The organism is Leuconostoc falkenbergense (genome assembly GCF_014634805.1).
Lineage (GTDB): Bacteria > Bacillota > Bacilli > Lactobacillales > Lactobacillaceae > Leuconostoc > Leuconostoc falkenbergense.
In genome coordinates, this window is record NZ_BMBS01000040.1 from 1 (window position 1) to 17308 (window position 17308).

The window sequence follows — 17308 nt, forward strand, 5'->3', positions numbered from 1 at the left end:
AAAGTATGATAATGTGCAAGACATCATCAAGACAGCTTGGCAGTGGCATCAGAGTCATCCTAAGGGTTATGATGATCATCATAATGACTAGCCGATTAGTGATAAAAATATAAATAATTAAAGAAAACATCAACGAACGTGTGACGTATTTGGTTGATGTTTTTATTTTGAATACATATTCATTATTACAGTTATAATTAGTAAGTGGTATTACTTGCGATTATAATGTAATAGTGTATAGTATTAACTATACACTAACAAAAAGTAAGAGGAATAAAAGGCTATGGGGACAAACATTCGTGGTATTCACCACTTAACAACGATTACTTCCGATTCACCTAAGATTTGGGACTTTTTTACGAATAAATTGGGATTGCATTTAATTAAAAAAACGGTTAATCAAGATGATGTTCGTACGTACCATCTTTATTTTTCCGATGACCAAGGCGAGGGTGGCTCTGTTTTGACATTTTTTGACTTTCCAGGGATCCAAAAAGCGGTTTTTGGTACTGATGAAATTTCAAGAACGTCTTTTAGAGTACCTTCTCAAGACTCATTTGGTTATTGGCAAGCACGTTTTGATGAATTTGGTATTCGTTATGACTCAAAAACATACGAATTATTTGGTGCCACATACTTAAATTTTTATGATTTTGATGATCAACGATATGCTTTGATTGCCGACGATACCAATCCACGTCACAATGAATTAACGGGGCCACATACGCCATGGCAGCATTCTTCGGTGGATCCACAACATGCGATTGTGGGGTTAGGACCAGAATTGCTGACAATTAACAACCATGATGCAATGGATATGGTGCTAACCAAAGTAATGGGTGCTGAAAAAGTTGACACCAAAGGTGATTATGCGTTATATGAATTTGATCATGGGGGTTATGGTGCGCAGGTCATCACATTGTTATCTCGCATAATACCGCGTGGCGTTCAAGGATTCGGTGGGCCACATCATTTGGCATTTATTGTTGACGATGAAGAAGCATTAAACTTTTGGATTAAGCGTCTACAAGAATTAGGTTTCCAAGATTCGGGATTTGTTGATCGTTTTTATTTCAAATCGGAATATTTCCGACCAACGCCGGGCATTTTGTTTGAATTAGCGACCAATGGGCCAGGCTTCTTAGTAGATGAAACTTATGAAGAAGCTGGTGTTCATCTTGAGTTGCCACCTTTTCTAGAGGATATGCGAACACAAATTGAGGCTAATTTGGTTGATTTTAATAGCCCTAAAAATTAATATGACAGAAAAACGGCTCATCAATGAATGGGTCGTTTTCTAGCATAAAGGAGTTAAGGCATGGTTGATACGAACGATAGTATGATTAAGCAGAAATTGGATGATGTGCACTACTTGTTTATTGCTGGTAATCCAGATTTACCGACGGTTGTGTTGCTACATGGCACAGGTGGTGATGAAAATGACCTAGTACCTATTGCTAAATATTTGGCACCGAATCATCCAATTTTAGCTATTCGAGGTCGTGTTTTGGAAAATGGCTATCATCGTTTTTTTGAACGATACGCTGAAGGCAAATTTAATTTAGTATCTCTTAATGATCAGACAGCTTGGTTGGTGAAATCAGTAACTGAATTATTAACAAAATATGATTTGAACACATCGTCAGCGTTAGCAATTGGATTTTCTAATGGTGCCAATATTGCTTTGCATGCGCTGTTAACACATCGAGAAACACCATTCAAAAATGTCATGGCACTACATGCGATGCAATTAACGTCCATTACAGAGCCAGCCAAATTGCAAGGTAATCATGTTTTTTTATCGCACGGTAATTTTGACCCTATTGTGTCGCGTGACAATTTTGATGCGTTAGTTGACAATTTGGCTCAAGCAAAAGCATTAGTGACTGTCTTCCGTCTTAATCAATCTCATGTTATTTCCAGTGAAGAATTGCAGGCTGCTAAAATTTGGCTTAAAGCTAATGATATTGATGAGGCGTGACATTTGACGGGATGACTTTGCTGTGTACAATTAAGGAGTATGAACCTCAGGATTTTTGTAGATTTATTGAATTAAAGGAGGATACAAATGGTGAAAGAATCTGATGAGGCGTTGCGCGCGCGTTTAACGCCGGAGCAGTACGAAGTGACACAACATGCTGCGACTGAGCGTGCCTTTACTGGTAAATATGATCAGTGGTGGGACGACGGCATTTTTGTTGATGTTGTGAGTGGTGAACCATTGTTTAGCTCTACTGATAAATATGATGCCGGCTGTGGTTGGCCTGCTTTTACTAAAGGCATTGATGAGCACCACATTAAGCGGCACGTTGATTACTCGTTTGGTATGACACGAACGGAGGTAACGTCCAAAGAAGCCGGATCGCATTTAGGGCATGTCTTCACTGATGGGCCAATTGAAAAAGGTGGTTTGCGATATTGCATTAATTCAGCCAGCTTACGATTTGTGCCTAAAGCAGATTTGCAAAAAGAGGGCTACGGTCAATATTTGTCATTGTTTGAAAATTAAATTACGTTCTGATTACTTGACGATACTTTCTCTGCTCTAACTGCTATAATGGTAGAAAATAACATAGAATGTGGGAGAAATCACATGACTGAGGAGACAGTCTCACGGCGTTTTTGGCGTTATTTCAATCCAAAAAATATCGTTCGCGAACTATTATTTGGCTGGACATTAGCTGAAAGCACGCTGTTTATCGTTTTGGTAGCGCTACAAGGACTCGTATGGGGACTGGGTGTTGCACATAGTCATACGTTTGATTGGTTTGGTTTGACGACAGGGTTGATGAATATTATTACGGTAATATTAGTAGTCAAAGGTCGTATCACGAACTATTTTTGGGGTTTAATTTATTCTGTGATGTATATGCCACTAGCTTTTCAGTCGCAGTTATTTGGTGAAGTGGCATTGAGTGCTTTCTGGGTCGTCATGCAATTTGTTGGTATTGCGGCGTGGTTAGGATTTATGAAACGTGATCAGATCACCCAAAAAGACAAGCAAGACGTTGTTGCAACAAAATATATGACACCTAAACAATGGCTATTTGTCATTCCAGTTTTTCTAGTTATTCTCGGAATTGTTGGACTAATTTTACAACAAGCAGGTTCACGTCAACCGTATATGGATGGGTTGACAACCACGATTTCTATGGGAGCACAGATTTTACAGACCGCTAAATTTGCGGAATCTTGGTATGCGTGGCTGTTATTTGATATCGTGGAAATCGTACTTTGGGCGCGTGCATGGACTGGACATGCTGATCCCAGTGCTTTTGCCATGTTGGGTATGAATTTAGCATTGACTGTTAATGCTATTTACGGTATTATTCAGTGGCGCAAATTAACTAAAAAGGAATAGCAACATTTTCAATTAAATGCTGCAAAATTTAATAACATCATGATTACAATTGCAGGTAATTTATATAAAGATGATTTAGAAGGTCACAAAATCGGCGTGTTTTTTGGCACATTGGCCCCAATGCATGTTGGCCATCAAGCTGAAATTTATAAAGCAGCGGCTTTAAACGATGGTGTGGTTGTTATCGCATCAGGCTATACAGGAGATCGTGGCTATCAAATGGGGCTACCCGTTGAAAAACGTTTCCGTTATTTGCGGGAAGCGTTCAGTGATGAAACGGACATTAAAGTAGACTATATCAATGAAGATGATATTCCACAAATGCCGAATGGTTGGGATGAATGGACTAATCGGTTAGTTGAAACCGTTAAACGCAATATTGTTGATGAACAGGCACAAATCACTTTTTATACTGGTGAAGCAGATTATAAAATGGAATTAGAAAAGCGATTACCGCAAACCGGTCAATTCAAAGTCAGTTTGATGGATCGCACTGTTTTAAAAATTTCAGGAACAGAGATTCGTCAGGATCCGATTGGTAACTGGGATTATATTAACCGAGTCTTTCGACGCCATTTTACAAAGAAAGTCACGGTCATGGGATCGGCTTCTACTGGCAAGTCAACGCTTGTTAGGCGTTTGGCAAGAACGAGTAATTCACCATTTTCTGAGGAATATGCTCGCGAATATCAAGAACGCTCTAATGTGAGTGATGATGAACTAGTTGTGAAGGACTACATTCGTCTAATTCAAGGTCAATATGATGCTAATTCAAAAGAAATCAATTCACCCGCTAATAATGGGTTAACAATTTTTGATACAGATGCCATGGTCACCAAAGTGTACGCGGATATGTGGTTGAGCAAGGAAGATAATGCGCAATTGCAACCATTGTTTGATAATACAATTGGTGAGGAATTAATTGATTTAATTTTAGTAATTCCACCAGTGACACCGTATGTAGATGATGGATTCCGTAATATGGATAGTGCTGATGATGATACACGTTGGCAATTCCATAATCAACTCATGCAAGTCATTGAAGATTATGGCTTTATGGATAAAGTTGTGATGTTAGATGCACAAGGTGGTAGTGAGGATCCTTACGGCTATTATGCGCGTTATTTGCAGGCGTTAAATGCCATTCAAGAACGTACAGGATTTAACATCAAGCATATTTAAGAGATAGCAGACAAATGTTTTGTCTGTTTTTTATTTTGTTGGATGAAGTGATTTGCCAGCTCTGTTAAAATAGAGATATGAAGAAACAATATGCACAAATCATTGTTGATGTGCCAACGATGCAAACAGATCAACCTTATACATATGTCATTCCTAAAGAAATGATTGATCAAATTTTACCCGGCATGCGTGTCACGGTACCTTTTGGGCGTCGAGAAGTGATGGGTTATGTGGTTGGTATTCGTGCGACGACTGATTTGTCAGAAGATCAATTACGACCATTGACAACAATTTTAGATTTGTCACCGGTTTTAAACACAGAATTGTTATCGTTGTCTGATTATTTAGCTGATGAAACCTTTGCATTTAGAATTTCGATTTTACAAACCATGTTGCCAAATGCCCTAAAAGCAGACTATCAACATTTTATAAAAGTAGTCGGTAAAGTCAGTGATGACGTCGCTAATCGACTATTCATGGGATTAACCGAAATTGCATTTCATGCTAATCAATATAGCGACAAGGATTTGGCTACGTTAGCCAAACTCCGACGCCAACACAGCATCGAAGTTAGAATTGAAGTCAATGATCGGGCAAAAGTTAAAACACAATTAGCTTATCAATTTAGTCAAAATGTCACGATATTAAAGACGGCGCAACAATCATTGCGACCAACAGCTAAAAAGCAGGCGCAACTGATAGCATTCATTTTGCAGCATGTCGGTGAGACATGGCTAAAAAAAGAATTGCAAGAAATGCTACCGGTTAGTGATGCAACATTGGCACATGCTGTGACACATGAATGGCTTGTCAAAAAACAAGTTGAGGCATTACGCGATCCGTTTAAAGCAATGGTACAAAAAAGTGATCCGTTAGACTTAAACGATGAACAACAGCAAGCTTTTGATCGTATTTCATCCTCAGCTGATTTACATCGTTTTGCGCCTTTTTTGCTAGAAGGTATCACTGGTTCAGGCAAAACTGAAGTATACTTGCAAGTGGCACAACACGTCTTAAAGCAGGGCAAAACCGTGCTATTTTTGGTACCTGAAATTGCCTTAACACCACAAATGGTGCGACGTGTTAAAAGTCGTTTTGGAGAACAAACAGCCGTCCTTCATTCAGGTTTAAGTGATGGCGAGCGTTATGATGAGTGGCGACGAATTGAACGGAGTGATGTTCAAATTGTCGTAGGGGCAAGGTCTGCGGTGTTTGCACCATTAGACAATCTTGGGCTAATTATTGTTGACGAAGAACATGAAACGACATATAAGCAGTCTGATAATCCTCGCTACAATGCCCGCGATGTGGCCTTGTGGCGTGGTGAATATTATCAAATCCCAGTTATTCTCGGCTCAGCAACGCCGTCATTAGAGACACGTGCGCGCGCACAACGTGGCGTTTATGAACGTTTGACTTTAACACAAAGAGCCGGCGGAGCCAAACTGCCTAAGGTTGATGTCATTGACATGAAAGATACCTTGGCTGATGGCCCTGAAACAAATTTTTCTGCTGAACTGAAAGACAAAATTGCTGATCGGTTAAATAAAAAAGAGCAAATTGTTCTGATGCTTAATCGCCGTGGCTTTTCAAGTTTTGTCATGTGTCGTGATTGTGGTTTTGTACCACGTGATCCTAATTGTAATTTAGCAATGACATTGCACATGGATTCGCACACGTTAAAATGTCACTATTGTGGTCATGAGGAACCTATTCCAACAGTTTGTCCTAATTGTGGGTCAAAACGCATTCGCTATTACGGTACTGGTACGGAAAAGGTGGCCGTTGAACTAGCTGAGCTTTTCCCAACAGCACGTGTGATTCGAATGGATCAAGATACAACCCGAAAAAAAGGCAGTATGGACAAGTTACTGGGAAAATTTGGACGTCATGAAGCTGATATTTTACTAGGTACGCAAATGATTGCCAAAGGATTAGATTTTCCAGATGTCACCTTGGTCGGTGTTTTAAATGCAGACACAGCGTTGGGATTACCTGATTTTCACGCCAGTGAACGCACCTTTCAACTTTTAACGCAAGTCAGCGGGCGAGCAGGTCGCGCTCAAAAAAGTGGGGAAGTTGTCGTCCAAACGTTTAACCCGCAACACTATGCAATTGTTTTTGCTCAGCAGCATGATTATGAAGGGTTTTATCATCAAGAAATGCGCGCGCGACATGCCGGTAATTACTCACCGTATTACTACACTGTTCAAATTCAAGCCAGTCATTCTGATGAAAATCAAGCGGCTTTGCAAATGCTACAAGTTGCACGTTGGCTACGTGCACATGTCAATCAAGAAGTCATCGTCTTAGGACCATCGCCAAAACCGATTGCCAAAATGCGCAATCGTTATTATTTCCAAATCATTCTCAAGTTTAAACAGCGAGATATGGTCGATAATCTATTGAAGACTTTACAGAATCGTTCACAAAATGCAAAAGGCGATTTGCGACTCAGTATTGACCGTGAACCAGTCTCATTTATGTGATGTGATATAATAAAGAAAAACAAATACCCGCAGTTAAACGGGTATTTTTGTTAGGTGAACAATTTAATTTTTTAAATCGAGGTAAATTAATGAGCTATACGGTTGTTTTTATGGGCACTCCCAAGTTTGCAGTGCCAATATTGGAAGCATTATTGGCCGATAATCAATATGAAGTGAAGGGTGTTGTCACTCAGCCAGATCGACCAAAAGGTCGGCGCCATGAGTTGGCCCCTAGCCCTGTTAAAGAAGCAGCAATGGCACATGGTGTTCGCGTTTTGCAGCCTGAAAAAATTAGTGGTTCTCCTGAAATGCAGCAAGTCATTGATTGGCAACCTGATTTCATTGTGACAGCAGCTTTTGGACAATTTTTACCAGAACAATTGTTGTCAGCCGCTCGAATTGCTGCAGTGAATACCCATGCCTCATTATTACCAAAATATCGTGGCGGAGCACCTGTCCATTATGCAATCATGAATGGCGATCAAGAAACTGGGGTTTCCATAATGTACATGGTCAAAAAAATGGACGCTGGGGATGTGATTGATGTTGTGAAAGTGCCAATTACTGCCAATGACAATGTGGGCACAATGTTTGAAAAGTTGAGTTTAGCCGGTCGTGATTTGTTAATGGCGACACTGCCTAAAATCGCCACTGGTGATATTCAACCAGTGGTGCAAGATGAAGCTGATGTGACTTTTGCGCCAAATATTCCGCATGATTTGCAAAACTTGCATTTTGAAAACGAAACGGCACAACAACTTGACTGGCATATTCGCGGCCTTTATCCAACGCACCCTGCTTATATTCAAGTTGGTGGACAACGTGTGAAATTAATTGATGTCACACCACAACCTGATACAACAACGCAAGCACCGGGTACTATTGTGACCAAAACTAAAAAATCATTATCTATAGCAGCAGCAAATGGTACTGTGATTACAATTAATCAATTGCAACCAGCAGGTAAATCAAAAATGGCAGTGAGTGATTATTTAAATGGTGCTGGTAAAAACCTTGAAGTAGGTCAACAATGGGTGACAAAACATGAGTGATAAACGGGTATACAGCGACAATCCTCGGGTTTTAGCAGTGCAAACATTAGCTAAAATCAAAAACGGTGCTTATTCTAATTTGCAACTGAATCAAGTCATCAAGCAACATCATTTAGGTGAAGCAGACACGCGACTACTAACGACATTAGTTTATGGTGTGATTCAGCATCGTTTGACCTTTGAATACTGGTTGGCATCTTTTGTCAAAGGCAAAAAAATTGATGCATGGGTTACAGAATTGCTTTACACCGCGTTATTTCAAATGGTTTATTTGGATAAAATTCCGCAACACGCTATTTTTAATGAATCAATTGAAGTGGCTAAAGTTATGGGGCATGTTGGGACTGCAAAATTTGTCACGGCAATATTGCATAATATTGATCGCCAAGGGTTACCGTCCACAACTGATATTTCAGATACAGTGACACGTCTTTCGGTTGAAGCGAGCCTACCCATCTGGTTAATTGAGACGTTGATAAATCAAAATGGTGAAACTAAAACACGGCAAATGATTGCTACAATTAATGATGCACCATCACAATCTGTGCGCGTTAATACTGCTTTGGCTAGTGATGATGAGGTTAAGGCTGCGTTGGAAGCAGAGAATTTTACAACAATAGCATCAAAAGTTGCTGCTCACGCTTTTGTCGTAAATGGTGGTCATGTTGCAAGTTCAAAGGCTTATCATGATGGTCTATTGACGATTCAAGACGAAAGTGCAATGTTGCCGGTGGAAAGTTTGCAACTGACAGAAAACGTCAAAAATATTTTAGATGCTGCTGCAGCACCAGGCGGTAAAACTACACAAATTGCACAATATATCGCTGATGATGCTAAAGTATTAGCGCTTGATATTCATGAACACAAAATCAAGCTGATCCAACATAATGCTGAGCGCATGCATTTGTCCGATAAAATTAAAACACGTGTGCTTGACGCTCGCAAAGTGCCTGAACAAATTGATCAACAATTCGATCGGATTTTAGTTGATGCACCATGTTCTGGCTTTGGTTTATTACGCCGAAAACCTGAAATTAGATATGATAAAACACTAGCTGATGTTGAAAGTTTATCACACTTGCAACTCGCAATTTTGAATTCAGTTAGCAAAAACCTTGCAAAAGATGGTATCATGGTTTACAGTACTTGTACAATTTTGCGTCAAGAAAATGACGATGTTGTGACAAGCTTTTTGAATGAAAATCCAAATTTTGAATTGATACCAACAAAAACGTCACAAAATCTTAAAGAAGATAGACATGAGAAAGTATTACATGTTTATCCCGATGATTATCACACTGACGGTTTCTTTGTTGCAGTACTAAGGAAAAAATAATCTATGGTAATTGCCTATCATACTGATCCTGGGGCAAAACGTCCGGACAATCAAGATTATGTTGGTGCCTTCACCAATAGTTTTGGTCGAACGATGGTTATTGTAGCTGACGGGGTCACCTCCAATGAAGGTGGCGAAGTCGCTAGTGCGATGACCGTGGAACATTTTGGACATGCGTGGGAAAGTAGCCAACTTGAAACAATTGTACCAACAATTGAATGGCTTAAAAATCAAACAATAATTGAAAATCAAACCATCCTAGAAGCGGGACAACGCTTTGAGGAACTATCAGAAATGGCAACAACCCTTGTATTAGCTGTACTATTTGATGACCAAATTGTCGTTGCTAATTTAGGTGATTCGAAAGCCTTTTTGCTACACGGAGATGAGCTCACACAATTATCTTTTGATCATACACTTAAAAATGAGATGATTCGTAGTGGCGCTTTATCAGCAGAAGGTGCCAGTAATTTACCTAATGCACGGAGCGTGACGCGATTTTTAGGTGTTGATCAACACGCCATGTTAGAGGTTATTCAGCATGAGTTTGTTGATGATGACATGTTATTTTTGACAACAGACGGTATTACAAAAGTATTAACACAAGATGAAATAAAAGCAACAATGCGTCTAGAAGCACCATTGGATATTAGAGTGTTTGATATGATTCAACAAGCAAATAGTCTTGGTGCGCCAGATAACGTGACGGCGGTGCTCGTTACACATGAAAAGGATTAACAATGTTACCTGATACATTAGTTGACAATCGATATCTTATTATTAAATCACTTGGCGGTGGTGGCATGGCCAACGTTTATTTGGTGCATGATGAATTTTTAGATCGTGACGTGACGTTTAAAATGATGCGTCTTGACATGCAAGCTGATGCTGATTTGGCAAAACGTTTTCAACATGAGGCTTTGGCAGCTACTGAATTAGTTAATGACAATATTGTTCAAGTTTATGATGTTGGTGAGTATGAAGGCTCTCAATACATCGTTATGGAATATGTTGAAGGGACTGATTTGAAATCATATATCCAGGCACATTTTCCCATTCCTTATCAACAAGTTGTTGATATTATGTTGCAGGTTTTAAATGCGGTGCAAGCAGCTCATGATGCAGATATTATTCATCGCGACCTCAAACCTCAAAATATTCTGATTGACGCACAAAACAAAGTCAAAATCACTGATTTTGGAATTGCCATTGCCAAATCAGAACAGGACCTAACCCAAACAAATACGGTAATCGGATCGGTTCATTATTTGTCACCAGAGCAGACACGAGGTGGCATGGCTTCAACAAAGTCCGACATCTATGCGTTAGGAGTTATGCTATACGAAATGCTGACACAGCATGTGCCGTACGAAGGTGACACACCCGTAGCAGTAGCGCTCAAACATGCTGCGGCTGATATGCCATCTGTTCGTGATTTTGACCCACGAATTCCGCAGGCTTTAGAAAATGTTATTTTGAAAGCAACAGCGAAAAAGCCGCAAGATCGCTATCTTAATGCAGCAGCTATGGCAGAAGACATTAAAACATCGTTATCGCCAAGGAGAACGCATGAGTCACGTTTTGCGCCAATGACAGATGCTGATGATGAGACTAGAATTATTCCCATGGCTCAAATTCAGGATCAACTGAAAACAGGTGTTTCATCTGTCAATGTGCTTCCAGACGAAGCACCAGAAGAACCATCCATCAAAGATCGTATTATTGAATATGGCAAAAAAGGTTACACAGTTAAAGAAATTGCCAAGGTTGTGGATCGTACGCCTGCCTATGTGAGGTCAGTATTACGAGGCAATGGTATTAAGTATCGCGAAAGCAAGACGGGCAAGATATTATTCGCAATTGCTATTGTGGCAGCTGCTCTAATCAGTCTGTTTGTTATTTTACAAATTCAAGCCAATAAAACAACTGTTCCTGATTTGGTGAATTTAACTCAAAGTCAGGCCGAAAGTAAGATTAAAAAGGCTGGCCTAAATGTCGGCACAGTGACGTCCACAACTTCCAAATCAATCAAAAAAGGTAATGTTGTCCGCTCAACGCCAACTGATGGTGCTGATGCCAAAAAGGGCGATACTGTTAATTTAATTGTTTCTTCTGGTCGTGCAAAAGTCCGTTTTGGTGATTATGTCGGTTCTGATTATGATATGACAGCCGCACAGTTACGGGCACAAGGTTACGAAGTACAAAAAACATCTCAAGCGTCAGATACTATCGCTTCAGGATCAATCATTGCACAGTCAATCTCTGCTAATGACAAAGTTGACCCAACTGAAACGACAGTTAAATTCACAATTTCAACTGGACCGGAAAAAATTACGGTACCTGATTTTACCAAATCAAGTACACAAGATGATGTTCAGAATTGGGCAGCTCAAAACGGCATTACGGTTAACGTTAATACCACCTACTCAAATTCTGTCAAAAAAGATCATGTTATTAGTCAATCAATCCGTGGTGGTTCAAAAATTACACGTGATAATACACTATTAGTGACAATCTCACAAGGGCCAGAACAATCTAGTTCAAGCAGTAGTTCATCCAGTTCAAGCTCCTCTTCTAGTGATGAATCGAGTGATGAGAGTAGCAAATCCTCCTCATCTAGTAGCTCAGGTAATTCTTAAACAAACTAATTAGCAAGTAAAAGTCGATTATATCGACTTTTTTTGTTATGATTAGCTTATGAAAACAGGACGCATTATACGCTCTTTGAGCGGTTACTATGATATACAATTAGATGGTACCGAAGAAATTCAACGAACGCGTGCTCGCGGCGAATTTCGTAAGTCAAAACAAAAACCGTTGGTTGGTGATTTTGTGGATTTTGAAAGTGATCGCGACGAAGGCTTGATTTGGGCGATTCATGATCGACGAAACGTTCTGGTAAGACCGCCAGTTGCCAACATTGATATTGCTGTGATTGTCACAGCCGTAAAGGAACCCAATTTTACAGCTAATTTGCTTGATCGGCAGTTAGTTGCATTGGAAGCCGCTGGTGTTTCGCCACTAATTTATTTTTCGAAATTCGATTTACTCTCATCTGAAGAATATCAAATCATGAGAAAAGTTGTTCACGAATACCGTCAGATTGGTTATCCGGTTATTGAGTCGACAGCACCCAATGCGTTTGACAAATTGAAAGCTGAGTTGCAAGGCAAAGTTTCAGTTTTCATGGGTCAAACCGGTGCAGGTAAATCAACGTTGTTGAATCATTTATCTCCAAACCTTGGCCTTGAAACAGGAGAGGTCTCAAAGGCATTAAGCCGTGGTAAACACACAACGCGTCAAGTCACTCTCATTCGGGTTGATGACGCATTGATTGCTGATACACCAGGATTTTCGTCGTACGAAGTATTTGACTTTTCTGCTGAGACTTTAGACGATTTTTTCCCGGAATTTGTGGCAGTTCGTTCAAATTGTCGCTTTCGTGGCTGTTTGCATCTAAATGAGCCAGCTTGTGCCGTAAAAGAAGCTGTGACAGTTGGCACAATTTCTCAGTCAAGGTATAATAGTTATAAAGCGTTTTACCAATTGATAAAAGCGCAAAAACCAAAATATAAAACAGATAACTAAAAGGGGACATGATTATGTCAGGAATTATTTCACCATCGATTTTAAGTGCCGATTACACTAACTTAGAGCGCGACGTTAAACTCGTCGAAGGTGCAGGCGCAGAATATTTACATATTGACGTTATGGATGGTAGTTTTGTGCCAGCTATTTCTTATGGCCCAAACTGGGTTAAACAGTTACGTCCAGAAACAGATTTAGTATTGGATGTTCATTTGATGGTTGTTAATCCAGAACGGTTTGTTGATGAATTTGCCGATGCGGGAGCCGACATAATTGGTGTTCATGTTGAAGCAACGGCACATATTCATCGTGCTCTACAAATGATCAAAAATAAAGGTGTTAAAGCTGAGGTTGTGATTAACCCCGGCACACCTGTTTCAGCAATTGAATCAGTTCTTGATATGGTCGATCAAGTATTGGTCATGACTGTTAATCCCGGATTTGGTGGTCAAAAGTTTTTGCCATCTACAATTGAAAAAATTGCACAGTTAAAAGTTTTCCGTGATGCTCGCGGTCTCGACTTTGATATAGAAATCGATGGTGGTGTCAATAATGAAACGATTTCTGCGGCTTACGAAGCTGGTGCCAATGTGTTTGTCGCCGGATCTTACGTGTATGATAAAGTTGATCCCGCTGCAAAAATTGCTATTTTGAAAGAATTGACTAAATAATGCAAATTAATATTTTAGCAGGTGGGCCGGTGGATCTGTGGCCAAAAAAATTATTTAGTGAGCCTGGCGCTTGGATTGGCGCAGATCGTGGTGCTTGGTATTTATATCAACATCATGTTGCGATGATGCTTGCTGTTGGTGATTTTGATTCTTTGACATCAGTGGAATTTGAGGCGCTACAAGAACATATTGCCACTGAAAACATTGTCCATGTGCGCGCCGAAAAAGATGAAACAGATACTGAGTTAGCGGTTATGTTTGCCCAAAAACAACCTGTGTCTTGTATTAAAGTTTTTGGTGCAACAGGTGGTAGACTGGATCACCTATTAAGTAATTTATGGCTAATGGCCGATCCAAAATTTGATAGTGTCGTTGAAAAACTTGAAATCATTGATCAAACTAATACTGTTACTTTTTTGAAAGCTGGCGAACATACTGTTTTAAAGCAGGAAAACAGTCATTATTTGGGCTTCATGCCAATTAATGACGTTAAAAATTTTAAAATTATTGACGCTAAATATCCGTTGACACTAACAGAAAATAAGTATAAAATGTGGTCATCAAATGAATTCTTAAATGATAGGGTCCACGTCAGCTTTGATACAGGTATTATCATGGTGACGCAATCCATAGATAGGAGTTAACATGGCAGTTAAGACAGTAGAAGATGCGACTTTTGAAGCAGCAACGAATCAAGGTGTTAGTATTACAGATTTTTGGGCGACGTGGTGTGGTCCATGTCGGATGCAATCACCTGTTTTGGAGGCACTATCAGATGAAGTTGACAATGTTGAATTTGTGAAGATGGATGTGGATCAGAATCCTCAAACACCTGCTGAATTTGGTATTCGGGCAATTCCGACACTTCTTGTTAAAAAAGACGGTGAAGTTGTGGAACGACTAACAGGCTTTCATAATAAGCAACAGTTAGCAGATATTTTGTCAAAATATGCGAATTAACTTGTCAAAAGTTTAAAATTCTGGTAAAATTTAATATTGTTGTAGAAAGAGCTTAAAAAATAAATGGCTCGAAAAGGAGGGTCGAACATGGCAAAAGATGCTATTACTGGTGCACGCACACGCTTCGGTAACCAACGTTCACACGCGTTGAATTCAAGCCGTCGCAGCTGGAAGCCAAACTTGCAAAAAGTTACGGTAAAAATCAACGGTGCCGCACCAAAGAAGGTTTACTTGACGGCGCGTACTTTGAAGGCCGGATTAAAGAACGGTTCAATCGAACGCGTTTAAAACACGATTTGTTGGTTTGCCAATATCGTGAGACCACCGTATGGTGGTTTTTTTTATTCACGATTCAGCGTCAATCAAGTTGATCCTTGTTAATCAGAGACCGTGTAGGCGTAATATCAGTTAACTATGGTAAAATAGTATTTAACAAACCTTTGGTAAGGAGGAGAAATGTTTTATTGTAAGCGACAGCAGAAAAAATCGTTTCACAAATAATTCATTAAATAGACTATGGCAATTAAGATGAAAACAAAAAACGGCGATATTACGCTAGAAAATGATGTCATTGCGACGATTGTCGGTGGTTCAGCGATTGAAAACCCTGGCGTTGTCGGCATGGCTTCAAAAGCTACCTTTCGAGATGGTGTTAATCAAATATTGAACCGCGAAAATTATGGTAAGGGCGTTGTTGTACATCAGGAAAATAGTGGTGTTGGTGTTGGTGTTGATGTCTATTTAGTTGCCCAATATGGCACTAAACTATCAGAAATATCAAAGTCGGTTCAAGGTAAAGTCAAATATAATCTCGACGCATTGTTGGGCATCCATGTCACTGAAGTTAATGTGATAGTTCAGGGTGTTCGCGTCAGTGACTAGGAGAGGTCATGTCAGTCAATTCACTCACAGTTATTACCAATGTTGAATTTGGTAAAATGATAAATGCTGCATCAGCAGCGCTTGCCGCGAATGCGGATAAAATCAATAAATTAAATGTATTTCCAGTACCCGATGGTGACACTGGTACAAATATGAGCTTGTCGATGGCGAGTGGCGCACAATATGAGAGAGACGCGTTAGATACCAATATTGGTGCACTCGCTAAGGCAACGTCAAAAGGTTTGCTAATGGGCGCTAGAGGTAACTCAGGCGTTATCTTGTCTCAAATTTTTCGTGGTTTTGCCAATAGTATGGCGGACAAAGAGACACTTTCAGCACGTGATTTAGCCGATGCTTTGATGGCTGGGGCTCAAATTGCGTATAAATCTGTCATGAAGCCAACAGAAGGTACAATTCTGACAGTTATTCGGGAAGCAGCTTCAAAAGCAAATAAGGTAGCCAACCAAACTGATGATGTTGTTGAGTTGATGGCTGCCGTTGAAGACGCAGCTCAGAAAGCTTTAAATAGCACACCTGATTTGCTACCTGTGCTAAAAGAAGTTGGCGTTGTTGATTCAGGTGGTCAAGGACTTGTGTTTGTTTTGCAGGCATTCTATCAAGTACTGAGCGGCGATTTTAATGAAGAAGATATGAAAGCGCCAGATAATGCGGAACTTGATCAAATGGTCAAAGAATTGCACGCTGGTGCCCAAGCTAACAGTAACCTTGATCCAGCAGATATCAAGTATGGATACTGCACGGAAGTCATGGTTCAAATCGGTAAAGGAACGACTTATGATCATGAATTTGATTATGATGAATTTTACAAACATTTAGCGCAATTGGGTGATTCGTTGTTGGTCATTAATGACGATGAAATTGTTAAGGTGCATGTCCATACAGAAAATCCTGGTGAAGTCATTACTTGGGGCACTCATTTTGGCTCATTAGTTAAAGTAAAAGTTGATAATATGCGTGATCAACAACAAGCTGTTATTGACGCACAGCGTGAAGACGAAGCACAAACGGCTAAAATATCTGAAATGACAATGCCTGCACCTGAAACAGCAGTTATTGCTATCGCAGCTGGAAAGGGTGTGGCTAAGTTATTTAAAAGCTTAGGCGTTCATACAGTTATTTCTGGTGGACAAACAATGAACCCTTCAACAGCGGATATTGTTGACGCGATTAAAGCAAGTGGTGCTAATCAAGCTGTTGTCTTGCCCAATAATAGTAATATTTTTATGGCAGCTGAACAAGCAGTTGACTTAGCTGATGTACCGGTACAAGTTGTTAAAACACGTACAGTTCAGCAAGGATTGACAGCAATGATGGGATATAATCCGGAGGCTGAAGCGTCAGAAAATGCTAGTGCCATGTCGGATATGATTGCTGATGTTAAATCAGCTCAGATTACGCAGGCAGTGCGAGATACGACGCTAAATGGTGTTGAGATTCATAATGGCGATTGGATGGGAATCATTGATGGTGACATTCAAATTGTGGCGGACACCAGTGAAGCTGCAGCGGAACAATCAGTCGAAAAAATGTTGGATGATGATTCTGAAATTGTTACGATTATTTTTGGTGCAGATACAAAAGAAAAAGCGGCTAATAAATTAGCAAAAAGCGTTTCTGCTATTGATGAAGACCTTGAAATTGAAATCCATGATGGTGGACAACCATTATATCCATTTTTGATTTCAGTAGAATAAAACTTACTAACATTAAAGGTGAAGATTAATCTCGGCGGAGATAGTCTTCACCTATTTTTGATTTATTCTAAA

The 17308-nt window shown here is 39.8% G+C and carries 17 protein-coding genes; all 17 read left to right on the top strand.

From position 1 onward, the window contains the following. Positions 1-283: 283 nt before the first annotated feature. The 17 genes from IEU71_RS08230 to IEU71_RS08310 all read left to right on the top strand — a co-directional run bounded on the left by IEU71_RS08230 (position 284) and on the right by IEU71_RS08310 (position 17236). Positions 284-1258 (top strand): ring-cleaving dioxygenase, encoded by a 975-nt coding sequence (locus IEU71_RS08230; RefSeq protein ID WP_004914815.1) that lies wholly within the window; start codon positions 284-286, stop codon positions 1256-1258. 60 nt (positions 1259-1318) lie between these two features. Then, complete coding sequence (locus IEU71_RS08235; RefSeq protein WP_004914813.1) at positions 1319-1981, top strand: alpha/beta hydrolase; 663 nt, start codon at positions 1319-1321, stop codon at positions 1979-1981. Positions 1982-2068: 87 nt separating this feature from the next. Next, positions 2069-2509 (top strand): peptide-methionine (R)-S-oxide reductase MsrB, encoded by a 441-nt coding sequence (msrB, locus tag IEU71_RS08240; RefSeq protein ID WP_004914812.1) that lies wholly within the window; start codon positions 2069-2071, stop codon positions 2507-2509. Positions 2510-2593: 84 nt separating this feature from the next. Beyond that, the gene (gene pnuC / locus IEU71_RS08245) at positions 2594-3361 is read left to right on the top strand and encodes a nicotinamide riboside transporter PnuC (RefSeq protein ID WP_004914809.1); all 768 of its coding nucleotides are present in this window, start codon (positions 2594-2596) and stop codon (positions 3359-3361) included. 39 nt (positions 3362-3400) lie between these two features. Then, the gene (locus IEU71_RS08250; RefSeq protein ID WP_004914808.1) at positions 3401-4543 is read left to right on the top strand and encodes a nicotinamide-nucleotide adenylyltransferase; all 1143 of its coding nucleotides are present in this window, start codon (positions 3401-3403) and stop codon (positions 4541-4543) included. Positions 4544-4620: 77 nt separating this feature from the next. Beyond that, a complete protein-coding gene (gene priA, locus IEU71_RS08255) occupies positions 4621-7032 on the top strand; it encodes a primosomal protein N' (protein WP_004914807.1) in 2412 nt (803 codons plus the stop codon). Between the two features lie 89 nt (positions 7033-7121). Further along, the gene (gene fmt / locus IEU71_RS08260) at positions 7122-8084 is read left to right on the top strand and encodes a methionyl-tRNA formyltransferase (protein ID WP_004914804.1); all 963 of its coding nucleotides are present in this window, start codon (positions 7122-7124) and stop codon (positions 8082-8084) included. Beyond that, complete coding sequence (gene rsmB, locus IEU71_RS08265) at positions 8077-9420, top strand: 16S rRNA (cytosine(967)-C(5))-methyltransferase RsmB (protein ID WP_004914803.1); 1344 nt, start codon at positions 8077-8079, stop codon at positions 9418-9420. Before fmt ends, rsmB begins: the two co-directional genes overlap by 8 nt. A 3-nt stretch (positions 9421-9423) precedes the next feature. Further along, on the top strand, positions 9424-10158 hold the full coding sequence (locus IEU71_RS08270) for a protein phosphatase 2C domain-containing protein (protein WP_004914801.1): 735 nt from the start codon (positions 9424-9426) through the stop codon (positions 10156-10158). Positions 10159-10160: 2 nt separating this feature from the next. Further along, positions 10161-12059: a Stk1 family PASTA domain-containing Ser/Thr kinase gene (pknB, locus tag IEU71_RS08275; protein WP_004914799.1), complete on the top strand. Its 1899-nt coding sequence runs from the start codon at positions 10161-10163 to the stop codon at positions 12057-12059. A 58-nt stretch (positions 12060-12117) separates the two neighbouring features. Continuing rightward, the gene (gene rsgA / locus IEU71_RS08280) at positions 12118-13008 is read left to right on the top strand and encodes a ribosome small subunit-dependent GTPase A (protein WP_004914798.1); all 891 of its coding nucleotides are present in this window, start codon (positions 12118-12120) and stop codon (positions 13006-13008) included. Positions 13009-13022: 14 nt separating this feature from the next. After that, a complete protein-coding gene (rpe, locus tag IEU71_RS08285) occupies positions 13023-13679 on the top strand; it encodes a ribulose-phosphate 3-epimerase (RefSeq protein ID WP_004914796.1) in 657 nt (218 codons plus the stop codon). Then, entirely contained in the window at positions 13679-14323 is a 645-nt protein-coding gene (locus IEU71_RS08290) for a thiamine diphosphokinase (protein ID WP_004914794.1), read from the top strand. The genes rpe and IEU71_RS08290 overlap by 1 nt, the downstream gene beginning before the upstream one ends. A gap of 1 nt (position 14324) precedes the next feature. Beyond that, positions 14325-14639 (top strand): thioredoxin, encoded by a 315-nt coding sequence (gene trxA, locus IEU71_RS08295; protein ID WP_004914792.1) that lies wholly within the window; start codon positions 14325-14327, stop codon positions 14637-14639. 87 nt (positions 14640-14726) lie between these two features. Further along, positions 14727-14927, top strand: coding sequence for a 50S ribosomal protein L28 (rpmB, locus tag IEU71_RS08300; RefSeq protein ID WP_002815208.1), 201 nt, complete (start codon positions 14727-14729; stop codon positions 14925-14927). Positions 14928-15155: 228 nt separating this feature from the next. Next, complete coding sequence (locus IEU71_RS08305; RefSeq protein WP_004914790.1) at positions 15156-15521, top strand: Asp23/Gls24 family envelope stress response protein; 366 nt, start codon at positions 15156-15158, stop codon at positions 15519-15521. Positions 15522-15529: 8 nt separating this feature from the next. Further along, a complete protein-coding gene (locus IEU71_RS08310) occupies positions 15530-17236 on the top strand; it encodes a DAK2 domain-containing protein (RefSeq protein ID WP_004914788.1) in 1707 nt (568 codons plus the stop codon). Positions 17237-17308 lie beyond the last annotated feature (72 nt).